The organism is Streptosporangium sp. NPDC006013 (assembly GCF_040614275.1).
GTDB lineage: Bacteria > Actinomycetota > Actinomycetes > Streptosporangiales > Streptosporangiaceae > Streptosporangium.
In genome coordinates, this window is record NZ_JBEXUE010000472.1 from 1 (window position 1) to 7720 (window position 7720).

General features: G+C 68.0%; 8 protein-coding genes. 4 read left to right on the top strand and 4 right to left on the bottom strand.

Annotation, left to right across the window (positions count from 1 at the left end; all coding sequences use genetic code 11):
* Positions 1-388: 388 nt before the first annotated feature.
* A complete protein-coding gene (locus ABZ260_RS42005; protein ID WP_355628947.1) occupies positions 389-1561 on the top strand; it encodes an ArgE/DapE family deacylase in 1173 nt (390 codons plus the stop codon).
* Positions 1562-1800: 239 nt separating this feature from the next.
* Here ABZ260_RS42005 and ABZ260_RS42010 read toward each other — a convergent pair whose 3' ends face one another.
* Entirely contained in the window at positions 1801-3342 is a 1542-nt protein-coding gene (locus ABZ260_RS42010; protein WP_355628949.1) for an OmpA family protein, read from the bottom strand.
* A gap of 421 nt (positions 3343-3763) precedes the next feature.
* Between ABZ260_RS42010 and ABZ260_RS42015 the strand changes: the two genes are divergently transcribed.
* Complete coding sequence (locus ABZ260_RS42015) at positions 3764-4123, top strand: DoxX family protein (protein WP_355628952.1); 360 nt, start codon at positions 3764-3766, stop codon at positions 4121-4123.
* A gap of 58 nt (positions 4124-4181) precedes the next feature.
* Positions 4182-4775 (top strand): TetR/AcrR family transcriptional regulator, encoded by a 594-nt coding sequence (locus ABZ260_RS42020; RefSeq protein WP_355628955.1) that lies wholly within the window; start codon positions 4182-4184, stop codon positions 4773-4775.
* A gap of 290 nt (positions 4776-5065) precedes the next feature.
* On the opposite strand, the gene ABZ260_RS42025 is transcribed toward ABZ260_RS42020, so the two are convergent.
* A complete protein-coding gene (locus ABZ260_RS42025) occupies positions 5066-5407 on the bottom strand; it encodes a MerR family transcriptional regulator (protein ID WP_355628957.1) in 342 nt (113 codons plus the stop codon).
* A 59-nt stretch (positions 5408-5466) separates the two neighbouring features.
* On the opposite strand from ABZ260_RS42025, the gene ABZ260_RS42030 reads away from it, so the two are divergent.
* Positions 5467-6174 carry an SDR family oxidoreductase gene (locus ABZ260_RS42030; protein ID WP_355628960.1) on the top strand — a complete coding sequence of 236 codons (708 nt, stop codon included), beginning with the start codon at positions 5467-5469 and terminating at the stop codon, positions 6172-6174.
* A 464-nt stretch (positions 6175-6638) separates the two neighbouring features.
* On the opposite strand, the gene ABZ260_RS42035 is transcribed toward ABZ260_RS42030, so the two are convergent.
* Positions 6639-6998 (bottom strand): VOC family protein, encoded by a 360-nt coding sequence (locus ABZ260_RS42035; protein ID WP_355556041.1) that lies wholly within the window; start codon positions 6996-6998, stop codon positions 6639-6641.
* Positions 6999-7131: 133 nt separating this feature from the next.
* Positions 7132-7720 (bottom strand): helix-turn-helix domain-containing protein (locus ABZ260_RS42040; RefSeq protein WP_355628963.1); only part of this gene is annotated, 589 nt, incomplete at its 5' end.

Here is a 7720-nt window from a genome sequence, read left to right on the forward strand (position 1 = left end):
GCCGGGAAGCTCGTCGGGCTTGACCATGACCTCCCGGGCCTTCGAGCCCTCGCTGGGCCCGATGTAGCGGCGACGGCGCCGGCGAGCGCCGTACCACGCTGGGGCTTGGTCCTGCCTCGACGGTGGTGTTGCTGTGCACCGAGGGCAGTGCGGCCAATCCGCATGCCATTCCGGATGTCTGAACTCATCTGTTTTGGCCTGTCGGGCTGGTCCGCATATGTCGACGCAGGCCCTTCCCTGCTTCGAGCCGGCGGCCGTTCGGGGCTTCCGAAGCGTACTGCTCAGAATTTTTCGCTGGACGAGGTGAAACGAGTGGTGCACGGTGCTCGAAGGTAGATCGTCTCGCACTCCTTACCGTCTCGCCCGTTCCCGTGCCAGGGAGGCGACAGTGCTGTGGAAGGTCCGCATGCTCCCCGATACGTCAGACCCGGCTGCCCTCCTCGCCAGGCTCATCGCCATCGACTCCGTCAACCCCGAACTGGTGCCCGGCGGTGTGGGCGAGACGGTCATCGCCGATTTCTGCGGTGAATGGTTGGCCACCCGCGGCTTCGAGGTGCACCGCCTGGAGAAGCGTGCCGGCCGTCCCTCGCTGGTCGCGATCGCTCGTGGCACCGGCGGTGGACGGTCACTGATGCTCAATGGCCATCTCGACACCGTCGGCCTGGCCGGCTACGAGGGCGACCCGCTCGAACCGCGAATCCGTGACGGAAAGATGTTCGGTCGCGGAGCCTTCGACATGAAGAGCGGTATCGCGGCCATGATGATCGCCGCCGCGCGCGCCACGGCCCAGGGGCGCCTCCGGGGAGATGTCGTCCTCGCCTGCGTCGCCGACGAGGAGCACGGCAGTCTGGGCACCGAAGAGGTCCTCGACTCCTTCAGCGCCGACGCGGCGATCGTCACCGAGCCGAGTCACCTCGAAGTGACCCTCGCGCACAAGGGTTTCGCCTGGTTCGAGGTGGAGATCGAGGGGCGAGCGGCTCACGGGTCCCGTCCTGAGCTGGGCGTCGACGCCATCGTCAAGGCCGGTCACTTCCTCGTCGCGCTGGAGGAGCTGGGGCAGCGCCTCGCCCAGGGGCCGGCGCACCCGCTTCTGGGGACGGGGACGGTGCACGCCTCCGTTATCCAGGGTGGGGAGGAGCCGTCCACTTACCCGGCGCGCTGCCGCGTCACGCTGGAGCGCCGCACCGTACCCGGCGAGAACGCCGACACCGTGGAACGGGAGCTGACCGCGGTCCTCGACCACCTGGCCGCCGTGGTCCCGGACTTCCGCTACCGGCTGTCCCGCGGTCTGTGTCGCCGGCCCTTCGAGGCCGACCCGCAGGCCGCGATCGTATGCACCCTCACGCGCCACGCGACAAGGGCCCTCGGCCATCCGCCTGTGGTGCGAGCCGAGTCGTTCTGGACCGACTGTGCGCTGCTGGATCGGGCCGGCATTCCCTGTCTGCTCTTCGGCGTCGACGGCGGGGGTGCCCACGCGGCCACCGAGTGGGTCGACATCGCCTCCCTGCACCGAGTGGCCGAGATCCTCACCGGCACCATCGCGGACTTCTGTTCCTGTTGACCGCCGGCACCCTGTACCCGGCGGCGACCAGCGCCTGGACCCACAGGCCATGATCGGTCTCGATCCCGATCACCACCTCCGCCTCTTCGGCCGCTTCACCGAGCTGCCCGGCGATCATCGCGTGCAGCCTGGTCGTCCCCGCCACTCCCGCGGGCAGGCGGGCCCTGGCCGGCCTGCGCCCCGAGTGGAGGGCCTACATGTCGAACTGTGTTGTGCCGATCGCCGCATCCCCCCGGCCGTCACTGGATGGGGACCTGGAGGTCGCGGAACGGGCCGATCTTGACTTTGAGGGTGCCGGCGGTGTCGGGCAGGGCGAAGAGGTTCCAGAACTGGCGGGTCTGGCCCGGTGCGAACTTCTCGGTGCTGATGCGGACGCCGGAGACGTCGGTGCATGCGCAGTAGGAGTCCACGCCGTCGTCGGTGGGGACCTCCAGGCGGCCGGGCAGGTACTGGCGGCGGGCGGCGGCGTCGGTCACGCGGACGTTGCTTGCGGCCTGGTATTTGTACGCCTCCCAGTCCTGGGCGTGGTGAAGGTCCCTGAACCAGGTCTCGGCCGCCCCCTCGTTGGTGATCCTGTAGGTGAGCAGGCCGAGGCCGCCGGGCAGCCGGCGCAGGCCCGCGACCTCCATGGCGATGGGCTGGCCGTCCGCCTTGGTGGTGCCGGTCAGGCCGGTCGCGCCGGGAGAGGTCGTGGCCACCGGTTCCTGGGCAGCGGGCTGCGGTTTGGGGAAGGTCACCGTGACGCGGCGGTTGCGGCGCTTGCCCTCATCGCTGTCGTTGCTGTACAGCGGGCGGCGCGAGCCGTACCCCTTGGCCTGGAAGCGGACCCCGTCCCGGGACAGCAGTGCCGACAGGGTGCGCTGCACCGCCTGGGCGCGGCGCAGCGACAGTGGGTCGTTGATGGCGTCGTTGCCGGAGGAGTCGGCGTGGCCCGCCACCGTCACCACTGTGGCGGGGGAGGCGTCGATGAGCTTGGCCGTGCGGGCCATGATCGTCTTGGCATTGGGGGTGAGGGTGGCCTTGTCCACCGCGAACAGCACATCGGAGGAGAGGTTGACCCGCAGGTCCTTGCCGTCGTCGGCGGTCTCCTCGGATTTGTCCAGGGACTCGGAGGGGAGGATGAGGCGGCGGGTGACCGGGGTGACGGGCTCGGCATCGGGGTCGGGAAAGTCGCCGGTCGGAGCTTCGTCGCTGATGGGCACGTCGAGCATCGGCGGGCCCACGGGGGTGACGACGGTGGTCGTCGCAGGGTTGCCCGCCGGTGCGGGCAGCACCGCGTAGACGGTGATCGACTGGCCAGGGTCGATGAAGCGGCCGAGGCCGTCGCGGTCGAGGTCGCTGCAGAGGCACGGGGAGCCGGCGGGTTTGTACGGCAGGATCCAGGTGCGGGCCTGCGCGTCGAGGACGCCGATGCCGGAGGCCCACTTGATCTCGCCAAGGGGGCGGGTCCGGTCGCCCATCTCGCCGGCCCAGGACAGGTGCTTCTCGGTGCCGGTGTTGGACAGACGGATCTGGGCGATGAGGTGCTTGCCCTTGACGCTATTGAGGCCGACGACCTCGACCTTGAGATTCTCGGTCATGGTACTGCGGGTTTCGGCCAGGGCCGGCCGGGTGTCTTGACCTGATGCCGTGGCGGTGGCGGGCGGAGCGCTGGTGGCCGGGGCACTCGACGTCGGCGCGGTGGTGGCGGGCGGGGGCGCGGCTTCCTTTATCGGCAGCACCCCGCACCCGGCCGCTGCCAACGTGAGTACGGCGCTCAGGGCCAGGATCCGATTAGGCATGGGGGAGAATGTGTCCGTTCCGAAATGTTGGTGCTCAGGCCGCGTGAGAGCGGTGCGCATGTCCCGGCCTGAGGCGTGCCGCCCGTCAGCCGCGCGCATCGGCGAGCGCATGCGACACCACCAGGAACGAGCTCGGAGCCACCACGTCCATCACCGACTTGACGATCGCGTGCGGGGCGTACTCCTGCACGCTGGTCCCGGTAGGGATTGCACCAGCGAGGCCTGCGGCAACTCCTGCAGCCCGTGGCTTTCTTCGCATTAGAGACCCCTTTTTCGGATGCCCGGTCGGCCGCGAGATGGCCGCTGAGGACAAGATCGCTCACGTCTGGCTCCGGCAAGGCTGGTCCTCATAAAACAACCGTACCATACGGTATAGTATGGTCCGAATGCATCGTGATCAACTCATTGCCCGAGGAGAGATATGTCAGCATTGCCCGATCCGGTTTGGCCGGTTGTCGTCCTGGCGATCATCCAGGCCGGTGACGCCGTCATGTGCATCAAGCCCGTTCCGTTCATCGCCCAGTGCTTCGAAAACGTGAACTGGCCGCGACGTTACTGGTGGATCATGCCGCCGCTGAAGTTCGCCGCCGCGGCCGGTCTGATCCTGGGCATCTGGCTTCCCTATCTCGGCGCTGCGACCTGTGCTGCGCTCGTCCTCTATTTCATGGTCGCCATCGCGATGCACATCGCGGCCCGAGACTTCGGCCGTAACCTCTTCCTCAACGCCACCGCCATGCTGCTGATCTGCATCGCAGTCGGCTTCTACAGCTTCATGACATGAAGCTTGCATGCGCCTCGGCGAGCGCGGACCGCTCCATACCTGGTGGTACGTTTGCCGGATGAGCACGGCACGCGAGCGGTGGCTGAACGAAGGCTTGAAGGTCCTCGCAGAAGAAGGTGCAGCAGGGATTCGAATCGACCGGATCGCCGCTCGACTTAACCTGTCGAAAGGGTCGTTCCACCATCACTTCGATGGCGCCGAGGGATACAAGAAAGCACTTCTCGCCCATCTCGAGCACCTGTCGATCGAAACGCTCGAGAATGCAATTGCCGACGTCGGGGAATCGGCCGGAGCCCGTGTGATCCTCGCACGGCTGACGAAACTCGTTCGCCCTGGCGGCGCAGGACTCTATCGTCCAGAAATCGATATCGCATTGAGGGCATGGGCGACATGGGATGCGGATGTGCGTGCCGTGCAGACTCGCCTTGACGAGGCCAGACTGTCTGCACTCCAGCGGGTGTGGCGACCAGCCGTCGCCAGCGACGAGGAGGCCCGGACGGCGGCCCTGTTGCCCTACCTGCTTGCGGTTGGAGCAACTGTCGTCTTTCCCCCGGTCGACGCCGACCAGCTTCGCGACCTCTATGAAATCCTCCTACCACTCGTACCGGATAGCTCCCGCCAGACACGGGATGGCACGACGCCACCACCGTGATTTGGCCATGCGCCGGCCCTTCGCCCTACCCCAGCCATGAAGGAGCATGGGCGCCGGTGATCCCCTCCCCGCACGGCTGCCCTGCAGGTCGCTGTGCAGGGAGTCTTCGGGATGCGGCTTTGGACCGATATCCCTCGGGCGTGTCGCCTGGACGGCACCCGGCACCGATGCCCTGAAGATCGTGCCCGTCAATTTAGGATGGAGCCCGACCTGGCCGTCGCGATCCCGGCGTCGCGAAGTGGCTCGCCTGCGCGGCGACGTCCCGGTCCGCGATCCACGTGCAGCCGCTGTCATGGGCGTCCGCACGAGGCGATGACCGCGTCGAGGCGGTCACGGGTACGGGTCAACCCGGCGATCTGGGCGTCGATGCGATCGCGCTCGGCGGACAGCCGGGCCCTTGACTCCGGAGTGCTGACCTTGGCCTCGACGCAGGGCAGCAGCTTGGCGATGGTCCGGCTGGACAAACCGGCCGCGTAGAGCATCTGGATCAGCTGAACCCGATCGACCGCCGATTCGGGATAGTGGCGCTGCCCGGAGTCGCTCCGGTTCGCCTCCAGCAGCCCCTGCTCCTCGTAGTAGCGCAAGGCTCGCACGCTGACGCTCGACCGCGCCGCCAACTCGCCGATACGCACCGTGACCTCCATCACAAGGCTTGCCTCTGACGTCAACGTCAGGTTTTAGCCTATCCGGCATGCAGATCAACGGAGCACACGTGCTGGTCACCGGCGCCAACCGCGGCCTGGGCCAGCAGTTCGTCCTTTCTCTTCTCGATCGCGGTGCCGGCAGGGTGTACGCTACTGCCCGCCGCCCGGACCTCATCGACGTGCCCGGGGTCGTCCCGCTGCGCCTCGACATCACCGATCCGGCATCGATCGCCGCCGCCGCGGCAGCGGCACTCGATGTCAAGATCGTCATTAACAACGCGGGCATCTCCACCGGCGCGAACCTGGTCGCCGGGGACCTGGACACGATCCGCCGCGAGATGGACACCCATTTCTACGGCACCCTCAACGTGATCCGTGCCTTCGCGCCCCAGCTGGCCGACGGCGCGATCCTCAACGTGCTGTCGGCGATCTCGTGGCTCGCTTACGACGGCGCGGGCGCCTACCACGCGGCCAAGGCCGCCGAGTGGGCGCTCACCAACAGCGTCCGCCTGGAGCTGGCCCATCAGCGCACTCTGGTGACGGGACTGCACTTGGGCGCCGCGGACACCGACATGATGGCCTGGTACAACGGCGACAAGAGCGCCCCCGAGGTGATCGTTGCGGCGGCCCTGGACGGCATCGAGGCGCATCGGTCCGAGGTACTCGCCGACGCCTGGAGCCGCCAGGTGAAGGCGTGGCTGTCCGAGGACCCGAGCGTCATCTACCGGGAAGCGGCGGCTGCCCTCACGGCCTGACTTGCTGATCCTGAAAGTCACGGCGTCCGCGGCTGTGACTTTCAGGCCGCGCCCCGTACGTTGAGCCGCACTCGTCCGCAGGGTGGGACAGCGTGACCAGAACGAAGGCCGGCCCGATGACGAATCTCAGCCCTTCTGGAGATCGGCCCATTCGGCAGGCCGCCGGCCAGGGCCGGACGGCTCAGGCCGCCTCGGTCTCCTCGTCCTTCGCCATCCCTGCAAGACGAACGACGAGGACGACAAACCTTCAGAATTTCTGAAATCTCATCAATCTCGAAAGAGCCATGGATCCCAGTAAGTAAGCCCAGGTCCTGCGGCTATGGCCACGCTCAACCACTCAACGAACACAGCGGTTATTTCACATCCCGGCCGCGGAACCGCTGATGGACGGCACCACCGAGAGTTCCGCGGCAGGGTCGGGTCGGGCCTGGACCGGGTGCCCACCTCCTACGCCCGGCCCACCCTCAGCGAAGCCCACCAGTGATGATCCACAGGTGGCCGAACGGGTCACGGACGCGGCCCGAACGCTTGCCGTAGGAACGGTTCTCGATCGGCACGACCACTTCGGCGCCGTGGGCGATCATGCGTTCGCCGACCACGTCCGGGGCGTCGACCTCGATCTCGAGGAGGACCGCGGAGCCGCCGAGGTCACCAGGTGAGAGCCACCCCCACGAGGAGACGGCCGGGGAGACCCGGAAGGACGAACCACCGATGCGGTGATGAACGACGCTGGGTCGGCCGTCGTCGCTCAGGGGAGCACGGAACACTTCCTCGGCGCCAAGGGCGTCCTGGTAGAACGCCGACGCACGGTCTGGGTCGGGCACGATAAGACGAGGGCAAATGTGTGTGTTCGGTGTCATGGACCCATCGTTGGGCCTGGTGCCGACGGGGTCTTGAACATCTGGGAACGAACCGCACCCGGATGGGGTGTCACCTGAACGCGCGCTCTTCGCTTGGCTACCGGTCGCCGACCGACGGCCCCTGCACGGCCAGGCCTTCGGCGCGTAGCCACTCAGTGGGCGTACATCCGGCCATGGCCCGCCACTCCCGGGTGAGGTGCGCCTGATCGGCGAATCCCGACGCGGCGGCGACCGCCGCCAGACCGACCCCCCTGGAACGAGCGGCGTCCACGAGCCGGCCCCGGGCAGTCTCGAAGCGGACGAGCCGCTGGTACTCCTTCGGCGTCACCCCGAACTCGGCTCGAACCAGACTGCTCAGGTGCCGCCGGGAGCACCCGAGCCGGTAAGCGGCCTCCTGCACCCGGGTGGTCCCGGACAAGGCTGCGATCGCGGATCGCAGTTCGTGGTGGTTGGCGCGCTCGCCGTGCCGGCCGAGGCCGGTGAGCAGGGACTGCGTGACGAGGGCGCGACGCTGCGGCCATGTCCGGCAGGCCGCAAGCCGCTCCGGCAGGTCCGCCATCGCCGGGACGACGTCGGCGAGATCCACGATGTGCCCGGCCAGCGCCGACGCCGGGAGCCCCAGCAGTGCGTCGGCGCCCAGCGGGCTGAGCGTCAACCACACCCCGCGCGTGCATCCCACCTGCCTC

Bases quoted from the DNA above. Each gene is read 5' to 3' on its own strand.
- ABZ260_RS42010 (WP_355628949.1), bottom strand. From the start codon at position 3,342: ATGCCTAATCGGATCCTGGCCCTGAGCGCCGTACTCACGTTGGCAGCG.
- ABZ260_RS42015 (WP_355628952.1), top strand. From the start codon at position 3,764: ATGTCAGCATTGCCCGATCCGGTTTGGCCGGTTGTCGTCCTGGCGATC.
- ABZ260_RS42020 (WP_355628955.1), top strand. From the start codon at position 4,182: ATGAGCACGGCACGCGAGCGGTGGCTGAACGAAGGCTTGAAGGTCCTC.
- ABZ260_RS42030 (WP_355628960.1), top strand. From the start codon at position 5,467: ATGCAGATCAACGGAGCACACGTGCTGGTCACCGGCGCCAACCGCGGC.